Annotated in this window: 16 protein-coding genes; 8 read left to right on the forward strand and 8 right to left on the reverse strand. The window is 61.4% G+C overall.

Annotated elements, in window-relative coordinates:
* Window positions 1-4,815 (forward strand): beta strand repeat-containing protein (locus tag F7R06_RS07750; RefSeq protein WP_151149660.1); only part of this gene is annotated, 4,815 nt, incomplete at its 5' end.
* A gap of 96 nt (window positions 4,816-4,911) precedes the next feature.
* Here the strand turns inward: F7R06_RS07750 and lapD are convergent.
* From lapD to F7R06_RS07770, 4 genes are all read right to left on the reverse strand, one after another.
* Window positions 4,912-6,852, reverse strand: a complete 1,941-nt coding sequence (gene lapD / locus F7R06_RS07755; protein ID WP_090324391.1) for a cyclic di-GMP receptor LapD — start codon at window positions 6,850-6,852, stop codon at window positions 4,912-4,914.
* A gap of 22 nt (window positions 6,853-6,874) precedes the next feature.
* Window positions 6,875-7,582 (reverse strand): cysteine protease LapG, encoded by a 708-nt coding sequence (gene lapG / locus F7R06_RS07760; protein ID WP_090324390.1) that lies wholly within the window; start codon window positions 7,580-7,582, stop codon window positions 6,875-6,877.
* A gap of 118 nt (window positions 7,583-7,700) precedes the next feature.
* Window positions 7,701-8,096 (reverse strand): YbaN family protein, encoded by a 396-nt coding sequence (locus tag F7R06_RS07765; protein ID WP_090324388.1) that lies wholly within the window; start codon window positions 8,094-8,096, stop codon window positions 7,701-7,703.
* A 10-nt stretch (window positions 8,097-8,106) separates the two neighbouring features.
* Window positions 8,107-8,694 (reverse strand): UPF0149 family protein, encoded by a 588-nt coding sequence (locus tag F7R06_RS07770; RefSeq protein ID WP_034146211.1) that lies wholly within the window; start codon window positions 8,692-8,694, stop codon window positions 8,107-8,109.
* A 389-nt stretch (window positions 8,695-9,083) separates the two neighbouring features.
* Here F7R06_RS07770 and recQ point away from each other — a divergent pair, with 389 nt between their 5' ends.
* From recQ to F7R06_RS07790, 4 genes are all read left to right on the forward strand, one after another.
* Complete coding sequence (gene recQ / locus F7R06_RS07775) at window positions 9,084-11,210, forward strand: DNA helicase RecQ (RefSeq protein WP_090324386.1); 2,127 nt, start codon at window positions 9,084-9,086, stop codon at window positions 11,208-11,210.
* 119 nt (window positions 11,211-11,329) lie between these two features.
* A complete protein-coding gene (locus F7R06_RS07780) occupies window positions 11,330-11,764 on the forward strand; it encodes a MarR family transcriptional regulator (RefSeq protein WP_090324385.1) in 435 nt (144 codons plus the stop codon).
* A 127-nt stretch (window positions 11,765-11,891) separates the two neighbouring features.
* A complete protein-coding gene (locus tag F7R06_RS07785) occupies window positions 11,892-13,151 on the forward strand; it encodes a type IV pilus assembly protein FimV (protein WP_174552486.1) in 1,260 nt (419 codons plus the stop codon).
* A 92-nt stretch (window positions 13,152-13,243) separates the two neighbouring features.
* Window positions 13,244-13,531, forward strand: a complete 288-nt coding sequence (locus F7R06_RS07790) for an Rdx family protein (RefSeq protein ID WP_090324383.1) — start codon at window positions 13,244-13,246, stop codon at window positions 13,529-13,531.
* On the opposite strand, the gene F7R06_RS07795 is transcribed toward F7R06_RS07790, so the two are convergent.
* Window positions 13,525-14,418, reverse strand: coding sequence for a DMT family transporter (locus tag F7R06_RS07795; protein ID WP_090324381.1), 894 nt, complete (start codon window positions 14,416-14,418; stop codon window positions 13,525-13,527). The genes F7R06_RS07790 and F7R06_RS07795 overlap by 7 nt on opposite strands.
* 180 nt (window positions 14,419-14,598) lie before the next feature.
* Between F7R06_RS07795 and F7R06_RS07800 the strand changes: the two genes are divergently transcribed.
* Window positions 14,599-15,414, forward strand: coding sequence for a UDP-2,3-diacylglucosamine diphosphatase (locus tag F7R06_RS07800; protein WP_090324380.1), 816 nt, complete (start codon window positions 14,599-14,601; stop codon window positions 15,412-15,414).
* 135 nt (window positions 15,415-15,549) lie between these two features.
* Here F7R06_RS07800 and F7R06_RS07805 read toward each other — a convergent pair whose 3' ends face one another.
* Together F7R06_RS07805 and F7R06_RS07810 are read right to left on the reverse strand one after the other, a co-directional pair.
* Window positions 15,550-16,140 (reverse strand): HD domain-containing protein, encoded by a 591-nt coding sequence (locus tag F7R06_RS07805; RefSeq protein WP_090324378.1) that lies wholly within the window; start codon window positions 16,138-16,140, stop codon window positions 15,550-15,552.
* Between the two features lie 18 nt (window positions 16,141-16,158).
* Window positions 16,159-16,470, reverse strand: coding sequence for an Mpo1-like protein (locus F7R06_RS07810; protein ID WP_090324376.1), 312 nt, complete (start codon window positions 16,468-16,470; stop codon window positions 16,159-16,161).
* 160 nt (window positions 16,471-16,630) lie between these two features.
* Between F7R06_RS07810 and F7R06_RS07815 the strand changes: the two genes are divergently transcribed.
* Entirely contained in the window at window positions 16,631-17,689 is a 1,059-nt protein-coding gene (locus F7R06_RS07815) for an AraC family transcriptional regulator (protein WP_090324375.1), read from the forward strand.
* On the opposite strand, the gene F7R06_RS07820 is transcribed toward F7R06_RS07815, so the two are convergent.
* Window positions 17,646-19,100, reverse strand: coding sequence for a TrkH family potassium uptake protein (locus F7R06_RS07820; RefSeq protein WP_090324373.1), 1,455 nt, complete (start codon window positions 19,098-19,100; stop codon window positions 17,646-17,648). The two genes, F7R06_RS07815 and F7R06_RS07820, sit on opposite strands and share 44 nt — an antisense overlap.
* A 121-nt stretch (window positions 19,101-19,221) precedes the next feature.
* Between F7R06_RS07820 and F7R06_RS07825 the strand changes: the two genes are divergently transcribed.
* The gene (locus F7R06_RS07825; RefSeq protein ID WP_090324372.1) at window positions 19,222-19,788 is read left to right on the forward strand and encodes an NAD(P)H nitroreductase; all 567 of its coding nucleotides are present in this window, start codon (window positions 19,222-19,224) and stop codon (window positions 19,786-19,788) included.
* The last annotated feature ends 82 nt before the right edge of the window (window positions 19,789-19,870 follow it).

The raw sequence follows: 19,870 nt of genomic DNA on the forward strand, positions 1-19,870 counted from the left end.
GTCAACATCGTCGACGACGTACCGAAGGCCAACGCCGATGTGGCTTCGGTCGGCGAGGGCGGTGTGATCACCGGCAACGTGCTGGCGAATGACGTCGGCGGTGCGGATGGCCCGGCCGTCGGTGGCGGCGTGGTCGGCGTGCGCGCCGGCTCGGACACTTCGACGCCGGTGGTCGGCGGCCTCAACAGCCAGATCAACGGCACCTACGGCTACCTGACCCTCGATGCCCACGGCAACGCCGAATACCACAGCTACCCCAACAGCGTGAACGGCCCTGGCGCGACCGACACCTTCACCTACACCCTGCGCGACGGTGATGGCGATCAAAGCACCACCACCATCACCATCGACGTGCACAACAGCTGTATCCAGGCGGTCAGCGACAACGACGTGACCGTGTTCGAAAAAGCCCTCGACTTCACCAAGGACGGCCAGGACCTGAGCGGCGGTTACGCCACCGGCAGCGAACCGGGCAATACCGGCGAAACCGCCAGCGGCACCCTGGTCGGCTCGGTCACCGGCGGCAGCGGTGCGCTGACCTACAGCCTGGTCGGCAGCACCCAGGGTAACTTCGGGTTGATCCAGCTCAACCCCGACGGCACCTACACCTACACCCTGACCAACCCGGCGCACACCACGCCGCAGGCCAACGACGGCCCCAACACGGTGACCGAAACCTTCACCTACCACGCCACCGATTCGCTGGGGAACGTGGCCACCAGCACCATCGTGGTCAACATCGTCGACGACGTACCGAAGGCCAACGCCGATGTGGCTTCGGTCGGCGAGGGCGGTGTGATCACCGGCAACGTGCTGGCGAATGACGTCGGCGGTGCGGATGGCCCGGCCGTCGGTGGCGGCGTGGTCGGCGTGCGCGCCGGCTCGGACACTTCGACGCCGGTGGTCGGCGGCCTCAACAGCCAGATCAACGGCACCTACGGCTACCTGACCCTCGATGCCCACGGCAACGCCGAATACCACAGCTACCCCAACAGCGTGAACGGCCCTGGCGCGACCGACACCTTCACCTACACCCTGCGCGACGGTGATGGCGATCAAAGCACCACCACCATCACCATCGACGTGCACAACAGCTGTATCCAGGCGGTCAGCGACAACGACGTGACCGTGTTCGAAAAAGCCCTCGACTTCACCAAGGACGGCCAGGACCTGAGCGGCGGTTACGCCACCGGCAGCGAACCGGGCAATACCGGCGAAACCGCCAGCGGCACCCTGGTCGGCTCGGTCACCGGCGGCAGCGGTGCGCTGACCTACAGCCTGGTCGGCAGCACCCAGGGTAACTTCGGGTTGATCCAGCTCAACCCCGACGGCACCTACACCTACACCCTGACCAACCCGGCGCACACCACGCCGCAGGCCAACGACGGCCCCAACACGGTGACCGAAACCTTCACCTACCACGCCACCGATTCGCTGGGGAACGTGGCCACCAGCACCATCGTGGTCAACATCGTCGACGACGTGCCGAAGGCCAACGCCGATGTGGCCTCGGTCGGCGAAGGCGGCATCATCACCGGCAACGTGCTGGCGAATGACGTCGGCGGTGCGGATGGCCCGGCGGCCGGTGGCGGCGTGGTCGGCGTGCGCGCCGGTTCGGACACCTCGACGCCGGTGGTCGGCGGCCTCAACAGCCAAATCAACGGCACCTACGGCTACCTGACCCTCGACGCCCACGGCAACGCCGAATACCACAGCTACCCCAACAGCGTGAACGGCCCCGGCGCGACCGACACCTTCACCTACACCCTGCGCGATGGCGACGGCGATCAAAGCACCACCACCATCACCATCGACGTGCACAACAGCTGCCTCCAGGCGGTCAGCGACAACGACGTGACCGTGTTCGAAAAAGCCCTCGACTTCACCAAGGACGGCCAGGACCTGAGCGGCGGGTACGCCACCGGCAGCGAGCCGGGCAACACCGGCGAGACCGCCAGCGGCACCCTGGTCGGCTCGGTCACCGGCGGCAGCGGCGCGCTGACCTACACCCTGGTCGGCAGCGCCCAGGGCAACTTCGGGTTGATCCAGCTCAACCCCGACGGCACCTACACCTACACCCTGACCAACCCGGCGCACACCACGCCGCAGGCCAACGACGGTCCGAACACGGTGACCGAAACCTTCACCTACCACGCCACCGATTCGCTGGGGAACGTGGCCACCAGCACCATCGTGGTCAACATCGTCGACGACGTGCCGAAGGCCAACGCCGATGTGGCCTCGGTCGGCGAAGGCGGCATCATCACCGGCAACGTGCTGGCAAACGACGTCGGCGGTGCGGATGGCCCGGCCGTCGGTGGCGGTGTGGTCGGCGTGCGCGCTGGTTCGGACACTTCGACCCCGGTGGTCGGCGGCCTCAATAGCCAGATCAACGGCACCTACGGCTACCTGACCCTCGACGCCCACGGCAACGCCGAATACCACAGCTACCCCAACAGCGTGAACGGCCCCGGTGCGACCGACACCTTCACCTACACCCTGCGCGATGGCGACGGCGATCAAAGCACCACCACCATCACCATCGACGTGCACAACAGCTGTATCCAGGCGGTCAGCGACAACGACGTGACCGTGTTTGAAAAAGCCCTCGACTTCACCAAGGACGGCCAGGACCTGAGCGGCGGTTACGCCACCGGCAGCGAGCCGGGCAACACCGGGGAAACCGCCAGCGGCACCCTGGTCGGCGCGGTCACCGGCGGCAGCGGTGCGCTCACCTACAGCCTGGTCGGCAGCGCCCAGGGTAACTTCGGACTGATCCAGCTCAACCCCGACGGCACCTACACCTACACCCTGACCAACCCGGCGCACACCACGCCGCAGGCCAACGACGGCCCGAACACGGTGACCGAGACCTTCACCTACCACGCCACCGATTCGCTGGGGAACGTGGCCACCAGCACCATCGTGGTCAACATCGTCGACGACGTACCGAAGGCCAATGCCGATGTGGCCTCGGTCGGCGAAGGCGGCATCATCACCGGCAACGTGCTGGCGAATGACGTTGGTGGTGCGGATGGTCCGGCGGCCGGTGGCGGTGTGGTCGGCGTGCGCGCCGGTTCGGACACCTCGACCCCGGTGGTCGGCGGCCTCAACACCCAGATCAACGGCACCTACGGCTACCTGACCCTCGATGCCCACGGCAACGCCGAATACCACAGCTACCCCAACAGCGTGAACGGCCCCGGCGCGACCGACACCTTCACCTACACCCTGCGCGACGGTGACGGCGATCAAAGCACCACCACCATCACCATCGACGTGCACAACAGCTGTATCCAGGCGGTCAGCAATAACGACGGGAATGTCGTGGCAGTCGATGATCACGTCATCACCAACGTGCTGTCGGGCAGTGTGACGTTGCCGGGCGAGTTGCTGTTGGCCAACGATACTGCCGCCAATGGCGATCCGCTCACGGTGTCGCCGACGACCTTCAACACCGGCTGGATCTCCAAGGCAGCGGACTTCACCGGCACTGGCGCGATCAACTTCAAGGGTACTAACCCCAACAGCACCGAGAACCAGAACCTGTGCGACGTGCGCAGTGCCTTCTCGGCCAATGCCGCGACCATGACGGCGGTGCTGGTGGTCAGCGGTTTCCTCGGTGCGGTGACCAATGCCCACGCCAATGATGAGGATCGCATCACCGTCAACCTGAAGCAGGGCGAAACCCTCAACCTGGACCACAACCTGGCAGCCGGCCATGTGGCCATGGAATATTCGGTCGACGGCGGAGCCTGGATTGCCCTTGCGGACGGGCAAACCCTGACAGCAACGTCGGATGCGACCTACCAGATCCACATCACCAACATCACCAACACCAGTGGCAGCAACTCCAACGGGGCGGAAGACTACCAACTGACCATGACCGTCAATTACGCCGGTGCCCATGACATAGCGCCGGATTACCATGGCGCCTACACCGCCAGCGACAGCCATGGCGGCAGCGACAGCGCCAACCTGACCATCAGCTACCAGGACAGTCACATCCTCACCGGGACCGCAGGCAATGACACGCTGGTGGCGGGCAATGGCGACAACATCCTCAATGGCGGTGACGGCAATGACATCCTCATCGCAGGCACCGGAAATAATGAGTTGCACGGCGGCGCCGGCAACGACTTGCTCTACAGCGGTCCGGGCAATGATCTGCTCGACGGTGGCATCGGCAACGATACCGCCAGCTACGCCCACGCCACGGCCGGGGTCACGGTCAACCTGAGCCTGCTCGGTGCGCAAGACACCCTGGGTGCAGGCATCGATACCCTGACCGGTATCGAAAACCTGACGGGCTCGAACTACAACGACACCCTCACCGGTGACAATAACAACAACATCATCAACGGCGGCCTGGGCAACGACGTGCTCAACGGCGGGGGCGGCGATGACATTCTGATCGGCGGCCTGGGCAACAACACCCTCACCGGCGGCAGTGGTGCCGACACCTTCGAGTGGCTCAAGGGCAATAGTGGCCACGACGTGATCACCGACTTCGCACCGGGCACTGACAAACTGGACCTGTCGCAACTGCTGCAAGGCGAAACCAACACGGCGGCATCTCTGGATAACTATCTGCACTTCACCGTCAATGGCAGTGGCGCGTCAGTGGTGACCAGCATCGACGTCAGTGCATTGGCCGGCGCGGCGCCGAACCAGACCATCGATCTGGCAGGCGTCAACCTGGCCAGCCATTACGGGGTGACGCCGGGAGCGGGCGGGGTGATTACCGGGGCGGATACGGCGACCATCATCAACGGGATGCTCAATGATCATTCCTTGAAGGTGGATACCGTTTGATCTGAAATAAGATCGCCGCCTCCGGCAGCTCCTTACCTGGGTCGCGCAGACCCTGCAGGAACTGCCGAAGGCGGCGATCTGTTGATCTTGCTGGCCTCACATCGGCTCTGGCGGCCCGATCAGTCTTCCCATCACCCCGAACACCCCCAGTTCCTTGATCGTTTCCAGTTCACCCCGGGTCTCGACCATCTCTGCAATCAACGGCAAATCGATGCTGTTGGTGGCCCTGAAAATCGCCTCGATGAACAGCCGTTTGTCTCGTTGCTCATCGATGTGCCTGATGTAGGCCCCATCGATTTTCAAGTAAGCCAGGCCTAGCTGCGTCAGGTTACCGATCTGGCTGAAGCTGCCGCCAAAATGCTGCAGGCCGATGCGGTAACCGGTGTTGAGCACACTGTGGCTCAGCCGTTGCAGTTCGTCCGCAGGGGGCAGCTGGCATTCGTCGATTTCCAGGGTCAGCAGTGGAGACAGGTCCGGCAGCGATTCGAGCATGTCGAGGATCAGTCGCAGTTGCACCGGGTCGCGCAGAGTGCTGCCGGACAAGCTCAGCGCCAGTGGCCAGCGGTTGGCGGCGAGATATTCGAGTGTGGCGTCGAGCATCGCCAGATCGAAGCGTGACGACCAGCCCAGTCGCTCGATCCACGGCAGGAAATGCCCGGCGGCAATCGCTTCGCCCTGCGGGTCGATCAGGCGTGCGAGGACTTTGTGGTGCAGCACCTGACTGGTGTCAGCGCATTGCACCACCGGCTGAAAATACAGCTGTAGTTTGCCTTCGGTCAGGGCGTCGTCGAGCCAGGTACGCCAGTCATGTTGAGGCTGATTCGGTACGGTCTCGTGGTGGCCCAGCATCACCCAGGGGCGGTCGGGGCGTTGCCGGGCTTGAGTCAGTGCATGGTCCAGGCGCAGTAGCACGTCGCTGGCCGGCTCACCGGGGTGATAGGCGACAATTGCCAAGTGGGCGACGGGCGTGCAATCGCTGGCGCCTGTCAGGCGCAGGTTTTCCAGGGTGGTGCTGATCTCGGCCGCCAAACGCTCGGCGTCTTCGGTGTTCAGGCCCGGCATCAGCAGGCTGAATTCGCCGCCACGGTTGCGAGCCGCCAGCCAGGCGCGCCGCTCGGGCAATCGGGTCAAGCGCTTGAGCAGTTCGCCCACCGCGCTGATCAATGCATCGGTGCGTTGCCCGCCACGACGTTGGTTGAGTCCCACCAGATCGTTGATCTGTAGCGTCAGCAAATGGCCGTCACTGTTTTGTTCATCGACCAGTAAATAATCGGCCAGTTGTTCATCCAGCAAACGCCGATTGGCCAGCCCGGTCAGGCTGTCCTGATAGGACTCGCTTCGTAGTTTTTCACTGCGTTCGGCTTCTTCGGCGAACAAGGCCTTGAGTTTCTCGACCATCTGGTTCATGGCCAACACCACGCGTTTCAATTCCGGGGTGCGTGGCAATTTCGGCAGGCTCAGGAACTCACGCTTGCTGATGGCTTCGGCCTGTTTAACCAGGGTGTCCAGCGGGCGAAATTGCCGACGCAACAGCCAGCCGCCGAAGACCGCGCTGAGCAGGCCGCACACCAACAGCCAGATCAGGCTGCCAAGGGTACTGTCCCAGAGTTTGGCCAGGGCGAACTGCGGATTGCTTAATACTTCCACCCGCGCCGCTTGCTCCCAGCCGCGCATGATCAGCGCATCGCCCCCCTGGACACGCAGGTTCACCAGGTTGACGAACCACCCCGGCACGCCCTCGATGCTCCCCGCAAAGTTGCGCTCTACCAGCACCTGCTGATTCTGGACATCGACAACGCGAATGCTGCTGAAGTAGCCGCTGTCGAAAATCGAACTGACCATCAGCTCCATCATGGCCGGATCATCGATTTGTGCTGTGAGCGACAAACCCAATGCAGTGGCCGCGTCCTGGGCGTGGGAACGCAGTTGACCGAGCATCTGCTCGCGGGAGCTTTCAAGGCTGACAAAAAAACTGCCACTGAATGCCACCAGCAGGAACAGGCAGATGGCGAGAAACAATTGGTTGCGCAGTTTCATCGAACGCTCCTTGCTCTGGCCGTTAACCATTGCCCACGGCGAACCCTTCGGCCTGCATCTTTTTCAGTACGTCTTGCCAGCGCGACAGTTTTTTCGAGTCGCTGCTGCGATTGCCGCCATTGGCACCGGGCAGGTACAGGCCTTCGGCATTGAAGGCATACACCGGCAACAAGTCTTTGCGTTGGGAGGCGGGGCGGATGTCACCGATCAGGTTATCCAGCACCAGCGGGTCGGCGGCAGGGCTGCTGTAGAAGGTCAGCACCATATGCGCCTGATTCTGGGTCAGCGCCTTGACGTAGGTAATGCGCAGTTTTTCGCTGGGAATGCCGAGTTGGCGCAGGCTGAAATATTTCGCCAGTGCGTAGTCCTCGCAATCGGCGGCGCCCTTGATCAGGGATTCAACCGGCGTGGCCCAGTAATCGGTCTGATGCCAGATGCGGGTATCGTCCTCAAAGTTCAGTTGTTGATTGAAGAAGCGATTGACCACATTGAGTTGTTCGCGCTCAGGCGCGTTGCGTTCGCCCTGGAGCATTTGACTCCAGGCCACAATACGTCCCTCTTCAAGGCCGAGTGGACCGTAGCGCTGGCCGACGGTTTGCAGAATCTGCGCAAAATCCCAATAGGCCCCGGCACTGCTGAGTCCGGCCAGCAGAAAAACGGCCAACAGCAGTCGTCCGCCGATCCGAAGTCGGAACGCTGGCCACCCTGGACTTCGCTGGCTGCGGGACATGTCCGGCTGCTCGTGTGCTGAGTGTTGAAGTCTAGGTGGTGTTTGCGACGAAGAGGGGCAGATCGTCGGACGAAGGTGTCACGCAGGACTGCCTGAGTGGCGAGGGAGCCACGCAGGGTCAGGGTTTGTGCAGGGTTTTCTGGCGAAGGATATAGATCGTCACCAGCACCGCGCTGGTCAGCATGAAGCCGCGTGCCCATGGCAGCGGCACCAGATAGCAGGAGAACAGAATGCTTATCCACATCAGACCGATGGCGTAGACCTTGCCCTTGAGCGGAATGCCATTGCCATCGAGGTAGTCGCGAATCCAGGGCCCAAGGTGCCGGTGCTCCACCAGCCATCGATAAAAACGCGGCGAGCTGCGGGCGAAGCAGGCGGCCGCCAGCAGCAGGAAGGGCGTGGTGGGCAATACCGGCAGGAAAATCCCGATTACCCCCAGCGCTACGCTGAGCCAGCCGATGGCCAGCAGCACGTAGCGCAACATCAGGGGGCGGTTGCCTATGGGGGCGTCCATAGGCAGAACCTTAGTGGTGACGTGGCTTGAGGATCGCCGGTTTTTCGTCTGGCGCGTTGCACAGCAGGTACAGCGCGGTCAGGGCTTCCGGGATCTGCACGATCATGTCGTCCATCAAGTTGGCGTCGGCGGCGATGTCGGAGAACTCCGGTTGCTCGTCGAACAGGCCCGAACCGACCATGATCGGCAGCAGCATTTCGCTGACTTCATCTTCGGCGGTTTCGAACCAGGCTTCTTCGCGCAGGAACACGCCTTCCATGAAACCGATGCACCAGCCGCGCAGATCGGAGTCGTCCGGGTCTTCGCCCAGGTCCAGGTCGCACGGCAACTCGAACTCCTCATCGGAAGCCAGTTGACGGGCGATGTGGGCCTTGAGGGCCAGCAATGTGGATTCGATAGCTTCACGCTCGGTGTCGTCGGCGTAATGCGGCTCTTCGGCGAAGAGGGCGTCGATCCACTCACGATCCGGCACCACTTCGGAACAGATCGACAGGGCGGTGAGGTAGCCGTGGGCGGCCACGTAGTCCAGCGCCTCGTCATGCAGTTCATCGGCGTCGAGGAAGACTTGCAGGCGGGTTAGTTGCTCAGCGAAGGACATTAAAGGACTACCTTGGGGAATTAACAGATGCGGGAATTCTAGGCCTTCTTGAGCGCTCAGGCCAGCCGCGCGGCATATTTGCACCGCATTCCCTGTGGGAGGGAGCTTGCTCGCGATGAGGCCGTACCGTCCAACCCCATCGCTGCCTGATTCGCTGCTATCGCGAGCAAGCTCGCCCCCACAGGATTTGTGCGCTGTTGGTGGAGTGTCTTATCAGCGGCGCCCTTTGCCGGACGGTGCTCGGGTATACTCGCGCGTTTTGTGATGCCCTGCTGGCGTCGCGGCTGAAATGTGAAGCGTCATGCAACGCGCACTTACGATTTGTCGGTGCGGTGCTGGTGGTTCTGGACCAGCCTTGCAGGGATGTTTCGGTGATTTTTGGAGTTTTTATGCTCGAACAGGCTCAACGCGTCCTCAAGGACATCTTCGGCTACGACAGTTTCCGTGGCCGTCAGGGTGCAATCATTGAGCGCGTGGCCAGCGGCGGCGATGCCCTGGTCCTGATGCCTACCGGTGGTGGCAAATCCTTGTGCTTCCAGGTGCCGGCGCTATTGCGCGATGGCCTGGCGGTCGTGGTGTCGCCGCTGATCGCCTTGATGGATGACCAGGTCGCGACCCTCGAAGAGCTGGGCGTGGCCGCCGCCGCGTTGAACTCCACCCTCAGCGCCGAGCAACAGCGCGACCTGGCGGCCCGTATCAAGCGCGGCGAAGTCAAAATGCTCTATCTCGCGCCCGAGCGGCTGGTCCAGCCGCGCATGCTGGCGTTCCTGCAAGGCTTGAACATTGCCCTGTTCGCCATTGACGAAGCGCACTGCGTGTCGCAATGGGGCCATGATTTCCGTCCGGAGTACCTGCAACTGGGCCAGTTGGCGGAAATGTTCCCCGACGTGCCGCGCATTGCCCTGACCGCCACCGCCGACAAACGCACCCGGGAAGAGATCGTCACTCGTCTGCACCTGCAGAACGCCGAGCGCTTCCTGTCGAGCTTCGACCGCCCGAACATCTTTTATCGCATCGTGCCCAAGGAACAGCCGCGCAAGCAGTTGCTGGCGTTCCTCGCCGAACGACGCAGCGATGCCGGCATCGTCTATTGCCTGTCGCGCAAAAAGGTCGAGGAAGTGGCGGCGTTCCTCAGTGAGCAAGGCTTCCCGGCGCTGCCGTACCACGCCGGACTGCCCAACGATTTGCGCGCCTATCACCAGAAGCGCTTCCTCAACGAGGAAGGCCTGATCATGGTCGCCACCGTGGCGTTTGGCATGGGTATCGACAAACCCAACGTACGTTTTGTCGCGCACCTCGATTTGCCGAAGTCCCTTGAGGCCTACTACCAGGAAACCGGTCGCGGTGGCCGTGACGGGCTGCCGGCAGATGCCTGGATGGCCTACGGCCTGCAAGACGTGGTGATGCTCAAGCAGATGCTGCAGAACTCCGAAGGCGACGAACGCCACAAGCGACTGGAGCAACACAAGCTCGACGCCATGCTCTCGCTGTGCGAAGAAACCCGCTGCCGCCGCCAGACCCTGCTGGCCTATTTCGATGAAGACATGCCCGAGCCCTGCGGCCATTGCGACAACTGTGTCGACGGCGTGCAAACCTGGGACGCCACCGAGCCCGCCCGTCAGGCACTTTCCGCGATCTACCGCACCGGCCAGCGCTACGGTGTCGGGCATTTGGTGGATGTATTGTTGGGCAAGGACAATGAAAAGGTCCGCAGTTTCGGTCATCAACACCTGTCGGTTTTCGGTGTCGGCAAAGCGATGGCCGAAGGCGAATGGCGCTCGCTGTTTCGACAACTGGTGGCCCGTGGCCTGGCCGACATCGACCTTGAAGGCTACGGCGGCTTGCGCCTGAGCGACAGTTGCCGGCCGCTGCTCAAGGGTGAAGTGACCCTGGAGCTGCGCCGCGACCTTAAGTCGCAAACCACGACCAAAAGCAGCAAGAGCCAGGCGAGCCAACTGGTGCGCGGCGAAGAACGCGAACAGTGGGAAGCCCTGCGTGCCCTGCGCCGCAAACTCGCCGAAGAACACGGTGTGCCGCCTTACGTCATCTTCCCCGATTCCACCTTGCTGGAAATGCTTCGCAGCCAACCCACGTCCCTGGCGGAAATGGCCCGGGTCAGCGGCGTCGGCGCGCGCAAACTGGAGCGTTATGGCGAGGCCTTCCTCGAAGTGCTCGGCGGCCAGGTCGAGGCACCGAAGGCGGTGGCCGATGTGCGCCACGAATTGATCACCCTGGCACGCGCCGGCATGACGCCGCTGCAGATCGCCGGTCAGTTGCAATGCTCGGAAAAGAACGTCTACACCCTGCTGGCCGAGGCCATTGGCAATCAGCAGTTGTCGCTGGAACAGGCACTGGATTTGCCCGAGGACTTGATGGGCGAGGTTCAGGATGCCTTCCTCGACGGCGAAGGCGAGTTACCGCCGGTTTCGGAGATTTCCGCATTGTTTGCGGGCAGGGTGCCGGAAGGTGTTTTGTACTGTGTACGGGCCGCATTGCAGTCCGAATTCGAGATTTGAGTGGCCTGTCGGGCTGATTTAACGATTCACTAAAGATCAAGTCTTGCCTCAAGGCAAGGCTCATGCTTAGCTGACTAATAATTAGTATTTCTCTATTTCTGTCTAATCATGAGTGTTTTATGCCGTTAACCGATCAACACCGCTTTGGCATGCAACTGGCCCAGATGTCGCGGGGCTGGCGTGCCGAACTCGACCGCCGACTGGCCGGCCTCGGACTGTCCCAGGCGCGTTGGCTGGTGCTGCTGCACCTGGCGCGTTTCGATGAAGCCCCGACCCAACGTGAACTGGCGCAAAGTGTTGGCGTAGAAGGCCCCACCCTGGCCCGACTGCTCGATAGCCTGGAAAGTCAGGGCTTGGTGCAGCGTCAAGCGGTGCTGGAAGATCGTCGAGCCAAGAAAATCGTCCTCTGCGCCCCGGCGCTCCCCCTGATCGAACAAATTGAAACCATTGCCACGCAACTGCGCCACGAGCTGTTCGAAGGCGTCGATGAGGCGGATTTGGCGGTGTGCATGCGGGTGCACGGGCACATCCTGGCCAACCTTGAAAAATCTTGAGGCATAACCCCGCGCAAGACTTCTGAGAGGCCGCGTTGAGCAGACTATAAGAACTACTGCGCAATATCGTGTTCGTACCGGAGGTGCGAACACGTGCAGGTTGGTTCTGGTTACCCAAGGGATGCTCATGCTTGAGAGTCGACTTTTCGTTGTTCGGTGTTGCACCCGGTTGTTGCTGGTCGGTGCCGTTGTCACTTACTCGGGCTTGGCGTCAGCGCTGGGCCTCGGTGAGATTGCCGTTCACTCGGCATTGAATCAGCCGTTGCGAGCCGACATTGCGCTGGTGGATGCCGCAGCCCTGCAAGTGGGTGAGCTGTCGGTCAGCCTGGCGACGGCGGATGAATTCAGCCGGGCTGGTGTTGAGCGTGGAATCTTTCTCAACGATCTGACGTTCACGCCGGTCCTGCGGGGCAACCGCAGCCTGATTCGGGTGACGTCGCGCAAACCGGTCAACGAACCTTTCCTCAATTTCCTGGTTCAGTTCAATCAGGCCAACGGCCGTGTGCTGCGCGAGTACACCCTGCTGATCGACCCTCCGGGATCACCTGCGATTGTGCCGGCGACGGATGAGCCGTTGGTCAGCCAAGCCTCTTCAGAGTTTCCCGACGTGCAACCGACCGTTGCGACAGTGCCGGAGCGCAAGGAACCCACCAGTGTCCCCGCCGCGCAGGCGATGGATCCCCTCGCCGAGCAATTGGCCGCCAGCGTTGTGCAAAACCAGCAGTTGCAGGCAACCATCGATGAGCTCAAGGCGAAGCTTCAGGCAACGGATGAACAGTTTGCCGCTGAGAAAAAGCAGGTGGCCGAGCTACAGGCCCGGTTGGCAGAAATCCGGCAGGCGACAGCGAAGCCGATTGTACCGGAGGTGACGGCACCGGCTCCTGTCATTATTGAAAAGCCCGGAATGGACTGGCTATTGATGTGCGGGTTGCTGACGCTGGTGACGTTGCTTCTGCTGGCCTGGTTTATTCGGCGTCGCCGCCAGCCATTCCAGGCTGTCTCCGAACCCACTGGCAAGCAAGAACCGATGCTGAACCGATCTGAGGAACCATTGCTGCCCATGTCGTTACTGAAGCCGGTTGCCGCTCCCGCTGAAGAAACACCTGCAAGGGATGTACTTGAAGGGGGCGCCATGCCTCGCGACGAGTTCCAGTTGAACCCGGATGACCTGTCGATGGATGCTAACTGGGACTTGACTGCCCCGAGCGAAAACCCGCCACCCGCCGCGCTGCCATCGAGTGAGTGGTTACTGGCAAAGCCGGGGGTTGAATGGGACATCGAGCCTGTCCTCCAAACCGAGGACGACATCGTTCTCGACGAATTCGCAGAGCCCGGTCAGTTGTCCGGCCTTGAACCGCTGCACCTGGCACCGCCGCCAAACCGCTGAAACCGGCCGCGCGAATCCTGTTCAGGTGTCATGTGTTGTAAGCTGGACCGCATTCAAACGTCAGTCTTTCTGCCTCAGGGAACCTGTCTTTCATGACCACGCACAAACCGGAAATCGTCATCACCTATTGCACCCAATGTCAGTGGTTGTTGCGCGCTGCCTGGCTCGCCCAGGAACTGCTCAGCACTTTCGGTGACGATCTGGGAAAGGTGTCCCTGGTACCAGGCACGGGTGGGGTCTTTCATATTTTCTGTGACGATGTGCAGATCTGGGAGCGCAAGGTTGACGGTGGCTTTCCCGAGGCCAAGGTTCTGAAACAGCGGGTCCGCGATCAAATCGATCCGGACCGCGACCTCGGACACAACGACCGCACTCAGTGAGAGGCGGCCTCTGCGGCGACGGCTTTCTTGCTCGAACCACCCGCAAGCCTGCTGGACACCACAATCGCGATGATGATCAGCGCACCGCCCAGCAACATGCGCAGGGTCGGGTTTTCATCGAATAACAGCCAGGCCACGGTGATGCCGTAAACCGGCTCCAGGGCAAAGACCACGGCGGCGGTACGCGCCTTGATCACGGCGAGACTGGCGACGAACAGACTGTGGGCGACCCCGGTGCAGAACACCCCGAGCAGGCCGATCCACAGCCAGTCGATGGCACGCACCTCGCTCAATTGCGGCGCCGCCACCGGCAACAGGCAAAGGGCGACCACCACGTTCTGACACAACGCTGCCTGCACTGGCGGAATGCGGCCGGAACTGACGCGATTGGTCAGCGACAGCAGGGCAAACAACAGACCTGAGGCCACTGCCCAAAGCAGGCCGGTGGTAGCGCTGCTGGCCAGATCGAACGCTGGTGTCACGAGTACCAGCCCGATACTGACCAGCACGACCAGCAGGATTTCATTGGCGCGGATGCGCTCGCGGAAAATCAGGCCTTCGAGGATGACCGTAAAGGCCGGGAAGCTGGCGAAGCCCAGCGTTGCGATCGCCACGCCAGCCACTTTCACCGCAATGAAGAAGCTCACCCAGTGCCCCGTCAGCAACAGACCGCTGAGCAACAGTCGACGCCAATCCACGGCTTGAAGTTTTTGCCAGCGGTGCTGGCTGGCGAATCGCGCAAAAAATGCCAGCGCCAGCACTGCGAAGGCCGCACGGCCGAAAACGATGATGGCCGGCGAAGCCGCGGCGAGTTTGCCGAACACGCCGGTCAGGCCAAACATCAGTGCGCCGATATGCAGGGCGCCAAGGGCGGTTCGGGGAGTCATTACAGTCCTTGATAAGCATTGTGAGCCAGGCCATTTAACCGCGCCCGCTACCGTCGTGTCTGTCGCCAGACGCTCACAGTTTGTCGGCTGCCTCGCGTTGTCACAAGACTGACTTGCCGCTGTCATGGGCTATTAACCCACTCGGCGCAAGCTGGCAAAAACCAGTCCTGAGGGTTGCCCATGACCAGCGCCGAGCTCGCCAAACCCAGCCGTAAGCAACGTGTGCGCACCCTATGGATTTCCGACGTGCATTTGGGCACGCGCGATTGCCAGGCCGAGCACCTGTCGCAGTTTCTCAAGGGTTACCACGCAGACAAAATCTATCTGGTGGGCGATATCATCGACGGCTGGAAACTGCGCGGCGGCATGTACTGGCCGCAGGCGCACACCAATGTGATCCGGCGCTTGCTGACGATGGCCAAGCGCGGTACCGAGGTGATCTACGTCACCGGCAACCATGATGAATTCCTGCGCCGCTATTCAAAGCTGATTCTGGGCAACATCCAGTTGGTGGACGAAGCGGTGCACGTGACCGCTGACGGCCGGCACCTGCTGGTGATCCACGGTGACCAGTTTGACGTGATCACCCGCTATCACCGCTGGCTGGCGTTTCTCGGCGACTCGGCCTACGAATTCACCCTGACCCTCAACCGTTGGCTCAACCATTGGCGTGCCCGTTATGGCTATGGTTACTGGTCGCTGTCGGCGTACCTCAAGCACAAGGTGAAAACCGCCGTCAGCTTCATCAGCGATTTTGAAGAAGCCATTGCCCATGAGTGTGTCAAACGCGAGCTGCATGGCGTGGTATGCGGGCACATTCACCACGCCGAGATTCGCAAGGTCGGTGAGGTGGACTACCTCAATTGCGGGGACTGGGTGGAGTCGTGCACAGCGTTGATCGAGCATTGGGATGGCACGATCGAGTTGTATCGCCTGGCCGATGCGCAGGCGCGGGAGGCGCAGTTGAAGGCTGTGAAAATAGCCGAGCCGGCGTGAACATCGCGCTGATTTTACTGGCAACATCGCGAGCAGGCTCGCTCCCACAATTTGATCGATTTTCCTGAAAGAATTCGGTCACCTGTGGGAGCGAGCCTGCTCTCGATGGACCGTGCGGCGGTTCGCCGAGGTCTGTCAGACGGATGAATATTCTTCCATCGCCGCCTTGTAGATCGAGTGCTTGGGCTGCGCAAACAACCTCGCCATCATCGGTTCAAAGAAGCTCAGCGGCAGCGTGTCATACGCTGGATCAAACGCCGCGGCATCGTACTTGGCGCAGAACTCGATCGTCGCCTGGTATTGCGGGTGGTCGCTGAATTGCTCACGCAGGTGCCGGTCCATGCCCAGGTGATGGAAGAAGTAGTAACCCTGGAAAATCCCGTGCTTCTCCACCATCCACAAATTCTCGGCGCTGACGAACGGCTTGAGGATGGCGGCAGCGATGTCCGGGTGATTGTAGGAGCCCAGGGTGTCGCCGATGTCGTGGAGCAGGGCGCAGACCACGTACTCTTCATCCCGGCCGTCGCGCCAGGCGCGGGTAGCGGTTTGTAGCGAGTGGGTCAGGCGGTCCACCGGAAAGCCGCCAAAATCACCCTCCAACAACTTCAGGTGCGCCGCGATTCGTGTTGGTAATTGGCGGGCATAGGCACTGAAGTCGGCAGCAATGATCGCCCAGTCTTCCTGGGTGCCGTCCTTCATGTGGGTGAAACGGGCATTGGCATTCATCGGCAATCCTCTTGTCCTCTAGAACGGCACGCGTCCCAGAATCATGTCGCGATACATCACGAAATCGCCGAGCAGGCTGTAGAAGGGATGCTGGAAGGTTGCCGGGCGATTCCTTTCGAAGAAGAAATGTCCGACCCAGGCGAAGCTGTAACCGGCCAGCGGCAAAGCCCACAACAGCATCCAGGCGCCCTGACCGATGGTCAACGCCAGAATGAAAATAACCAAAGTCGTGCCGATGAAGTGCATTCGTCGGCAAGTACTGTTGCTGTGTTCGCTGAGGTAATACGGGTAAAACTCAGCGAAGCTGTTGAATCGTTTGACGTTTTCCACGACTGCGATCTCTGTGGTTATTGTTCTGACTGCAAGTTGTTCTGCGGGTAGCTTAATTAAGTCTAGAGTGATCAAAGGCATCAGCCAGTGACAATAGGCGCCACTTTAGTATCCTTGGGAAATTGGCCGTGACCGGCGGCTCATCATGTAAGAACCCGACATGAGCGAACGAACGACTTCTGCAAGCTGGGCGATGGGGATTGTCAAAGCACTGGAAATGGACGGCCTGGATTGCCGGGTTCTGTTCAAACAGCTGGGGCTCGACTTCGAGGCACTGGATGATCCGGATGCGCGGTTCCCGCAGGACTCCATGACGCGACTTTGGCAGCGCGCGGTTGAGCTGTCCGGCAACCCGGCGATTGGCCTGAACATGGGCAAGGTGGTGCGGCCTGCGCAGTTTCATGTAACCGGTTACGCCTTGATGTCCAGTCAGACCCTGGCCGAAGGCTTCAAGCGCCTGGTGCGTTACCAGCGAATCATCGCTGAAAGCGCCGACCTGAGTTTCCGACTGCTGGATGAGGGGTATGCGCTGATCCTGACGGTCCACGGCGACCATTTACCACCCACCCGCCAAAGCGCCGAAGCTTCACTGGCCTGCGCCCTGGCGCTGTGCGGCTGGCTGACCGGCCGCACGCTGCACCCGCGCAAGGTGCTGGTCCAGGGCGATCAACCGGCGAATCTCGAACCCTACAAACAAGCCTTTCATGCGCCGCTGGTGTTCAACGCGCCTTACGATGCGCTGATTTTCGAGCGATCGGACATGGAAGCACCGCTGCCGACGGCTAACGAGGCCATGGCGCTGCTGCATGACCGCTTTGCCGGCGAATACCTGGCCCGATTTTCCGAGAGTCGCGTGACCCACAAGGCGCGGCAGGTGTTGTGCCGCTTGCTGCCACAGGGCGAACCCAAGCGCGACGCCGTGGCGCAAACGCTGCACCTGTCGCAACGTACTTTGCAGAGACGCTTGCAGGAAGAGGGCACGAGTTTTCAAACATTGCTCGACGATACCCGGCGTGAACTGGCCGAGCAGTATCTGGCACAGCCGACCATGACCTTGCTGGAAATTGCCTACCTGCTCGGGTTCGCCGATCCGAGCAACTTCTTCCGCGCCTTCCGGCGCTGGTTCGATGCCACCCCCGGCGAGTACCGGGCGCGGCTGATGGAAGTGCCGTCGGTCAGTGACGCCAGAACGCCGGAATACACAGAACAAACACCGTAATGATCTCAAGTCGGCCCAAGAGCATGCCGAACGAGAGAATCCACTTGGCGGCGTCTGGCAAAGAGGCGAAGTTGCCGGCCGGGCCGATGGTTTCACCCAGGCCGGGGCCGACGCCGGACACGGTGCTGGCGGCACCGGTGAGGGCGGTCATCCAGTCGACTCCGAGCAGCGACAGCAACAGTGCAATCACGCAGATGGTGATGGCGAAGAAGAACGAAAAGGTCAGAATCGAGCGTACGATTTCTTCATCGAGTCGGTGACCGTTGTACTTCTGCTTGATCACCGCGCGCGGGTGAATTAACTGATTAAGGTTGGACTTGAGCAGGATGTAGGCCACCTGGAAACGGAAAATCTTGATCCCGCCGGCCGTCGAGCCGGAACAACCGCCGACAAAGCCCAGATAGAAGAACAGCATCAGCGAGAAATTACCCCACAGGCTGTAGTCTCCCAGTGCGAAACCAGTGGTCGTCACCACCGACGTCACGTTCAGCGCCACATGTCGCAGCGCTTCCAGCCAATGCAGTTTGGTGGTCCACCAATACCAGGTGCCGAGCACCAGCCATGTCACCAGCAACATGCCGAGCAAGCCTTGAACCTGTTGATCCTTGATCAGCGCCCGCCGGTTGCCGCGCAGGGTCGCTACATACAGGGTGAACGGCAGGCTGCCGAGAATCATGATGACGATCGCCACCCAGTGCACCGCCGGTTGCGTCCATTTGGCCAGGGACTGGTCGGAGGTGGAGAAACCCCCGGTGGAAATTGCCGACATCGCGTGGTTGATTGCATCGAACAGGCTCATCCCGGCCCACCAGAACGCTAGGCTGCCGACAATGGTGATGCCGACGTAGGCGGCGACGATCAAGCGCGCCACCATGTGCGAACGGGGCATGACTTTTTCGGATCGGTCCGATGACTCGGTCTGAAACAGGCGCATGCCACCGATGCGCAGCAGCGGCAGAATCGCCACCGCCATGCCGATGAAACCGATGCCGCCGAGCCAGTGCAACAACGAGCGCCACATCAGAATGCCGGGGGACATGGTGTCCAGGCCACTGAGCACCGTCGAGCCGGTGGCGGTGATGCCCGACATGCTTTCGAAGAACGAGTCGGTGTAGCTGATGTGCTGGGTCAGCAGAAACGGCAGTGCGGCGAAGATGCACACCACCAGCCAGCTGCTGACTGTCAGCAGATACATGTCCCTGGGACGCAGGTGTATGTGTTCGGGACGTCCGGGAATCACCAGGGCCAGGCCGGCGACAAAGGTGATCATGCTGGCCCAGAGGAACGACGGCAGATCACTGGTGCGGTCGAAGATCACCAGCGTGGCCATGGGGATGACCATGGAAATGGCCAGGGTTATCAGGAAGATGCCGATGATGAAACCAATGATCCGTAAGGTCGGCAACGCCATGAGGTCCGCTCGGCTGATAGGGGAAAGGGCGCCATTCTACCTGCGGTGCGGGGCATGTAAACCGGCACTCTGGCGGTAGATACCGCTAGAATAGCCGCACACATTTTTCAGGAGGTGGCCGATGCAGGCTCTCGACGTATTGCTCAACCGTGTTTCCGTCCCACGCCTGGTCGAGCCGGCCCCCACCGCCGAGCAGCGCGAAGCGCTGTTTGCCGCGGCCATGCGTGCACCCGATCACGGTCATTTGCAGCCTTGGCGGTTCCTGACCGTCGAAGGTGCTGCGCGCGAGCAAATGGGTGAGCTGCTGGCAGAAGCGGCGAAGCTGCAGGATGGCGACGTCAGCGAGGCGGCCATCGACAAGGCGCGCAACGGTCCGCTGCGGGCACCGCTGGTGGTCGTGGTGATTGCACGCTTGCAGGATCACATCAAGTATCCGAAGTCCGAGCAGTTGCTGGCGGCTGGCTGCGCGGCTCACGGGATTTTGCTGGCGGCCTACGCGCAGGGCATTGGCGCGGTGTGGCGCACCGGCGACCTGGCCTATTCGGAGCATGTGGCCAAGGGCCTGGGGCTGGCTGAAGGGGAAGAGGTGATTGCGTTTCTGTACCTGGGCACGCCGCAGAAAGAACCGCGCGTTGCGGAAAAAGTCGACCTGACTGAATTTGTCAGTGCCTGGCCCGGTAAAGCCTGACGACCTCGATCAAAGGTGGGAGCGAGCCCGCTCGCGACAGCGGTGTTTCAGTCACATTGATTGTGAATGTACTGCCGCTTTT

The organism is Pseudomonas moorei (assembly GCF_008801475.1).
GTDB classification, from domain to species: domain Bacteria; phylum Pseudomonadota; class Gammaproteobacteria; order Pseudomonadales; family Pseudomonadaceae; genus Aquipseudomonas; species Aquipseudomonas moorei.

Bases quoted from the DNA above. Each gene is read 5' to 3' on its own strand.
- lapD (WP_090324391.1), bottom strand. From the start codon at position 6,852: ATGAAACTGCGCAACCAATTGTTTCTCGCCATCTGCCTGTTCCTGCTG.
- F7R06_RS07790 (WP_090324383.1), top strand. From the start codon at position 13,244: ATGACCACGCACAAACCGGAAATCGTCATCACCTATTGCACCCAATGT.
- F7R06_RS07820 (WP_090324373.1), bottom strand. From the start codon at position 19,100: ATGGCGTTGCCGACCTTACGGATCATTGGTTTCATCATCGGCATCTTC.
- F7R06_RS07825 (WP_090324372.1), top strand. From the start codon at position 19,222: ATGCAGGCTCTCGACGTATTGCTCAACCGTGTTTCCGTCCCACGCCTG.
- F7R06_RS07805 (WP_090324378.1), bottom strand. From the start codon at position 16,140: ATGAATGCCAATGCCCGTTTCACCCACATGAAGGACGGCACCCAGGAA.
- F7R06_RS07770 (WP_034146211.1), bottom strand. From the start codon at position 8,694: ATGTCCTTCGCTGAGCAACTAACCCGCCTGCAAGTCTTCCTCGACGCC.
- F7R06_RS07815 (WP_090324375.1), top strand. From the start codon at position 16,631: ATGAGCGAACGAACGACTTCTGCAAGCTGGGCGATGGGGATTGTCAAA.
- F7R06_RS07800 (WP_090324380.1), top strand. From the start codon at position 14,599: ATGACCAGCGCCGAGCTCGCCAAACCCAGCCGTAAGCAACGTGTGCGC.
- F7R06_RS07795 (WP_090324381.1), bottom strand. From the start codon at position 14,418: ATGACTCCCCGAACCGCCCTTGGCGCCCTGCATATCGGCGCACTGATG.
- F7R06_RS07785 (WP_174552486.1), top strand. From the start codon at position 11,892: ATGCTTGAGAGTCGACTTTTCGTTGTTCGGTGTTGCACCCGGTTGTTG.
- F7R06_RS07765 (WP_090324388.1), bottom strand. From the start codon at position 8,096: ATGGACGCCCCCATAGGCAACCGCCCCCTGATGTTGCGCTACGTGCTG.
- recQ (WP_090324386.1), top strand. From the start codon at position 9,084: ATGCTCGAACAGGCTCAACGCGTCCTCAAGGACATCTTCGGCTACGAC.
- lapG (WP_090324390.1), bottom strand. From the start codon at position 7,582: ATGTCCCGCAGCCAGCGAAGTCCAGGGTGGCCAGCGTTCCGACTTCGG.
- F7R06_RS07780 (WP_090324385.1), top strand. From the start codon at position 11,330: ATGCCGTTAACCGATCAACACCGCTTTGGCATGCAACTGGCCCAGATG.